This is a genomic window from Sphingomonas sp. CCH5-D11 (assembly GCF_001557395.1).
In the GTDB taxonomy this organism is placed as follows: Bacteria; Pseudomonadota; Alphaproteobacteria; order Sphingomonadales; family Sphingomonadaceae; genus Sphingomonas.
In genome coordinates this window covers 1-509 of record NZ_LSKH01000261.1, presented here as the reverse complement: position 1 = coordinate 509, position 509 = coordinate 1, and the positions used below count along the sequence as shown (strand labels likewise).

General features: G+C 64.4%; 1 protein-coding gene. It reads right to left on the bottom strand.

The genetic code is table 11. The features are described 5' to 3' along the window. Nucleotides 1-278: 278 nt before the first annotated feature. Nucleotides 279-509 (bottom strand): RcnB family protein (locus AX702_RS16315; RefSeq protein WP_197420652.1); only part of this gene is annotated, 231 nt, incomplete at its 5' end.

Sequence of the window (509 nt, the reverse complement as noted above, 5' to 3'; positions counted from 1 at the left end):
GCCCCAGCCCCCCGACCTGGCAGGGCAAATCTTCCCCATTGCAAGGGGCGGCACAAGGGCCAGTTAACTATATTTTTTCGGCCTGGCCCATTTCGGTGCAAGCGGCCGAACCAAATCTGGACATGCGCGTTCGCGATTCCAGTCCCACCCCCCTTTCGGGACTAGTGCCGGATCCCAAGCCAGGCACCGGCCGCGTCCGGCGTAGCTGCGGCGCGGCCGCTCTGGTCGGCACGAAAACGGGCCGGGTGATCACTCACCCGGCCCGCTTCTTTTCCCGCTTACCAGTAAAAGTTGCGCATCACGTCGAGGACGATGCCGCGGCGGTAATCAACCAGGATCACGTCGTTGTAATGGCGAACCCAGCGCGCGTTCGCACGGGCCGGCGGCAGGCGGTAACGCCACGGATCATTGATCCAGTAACGCTGGCCGAAATAGACCGGCGCGATCCGCACGCCCGGTCGCCAGGCGTTGTAGCGGAACGGCGCCCGCCAATTGCCGCGCGAATAGAG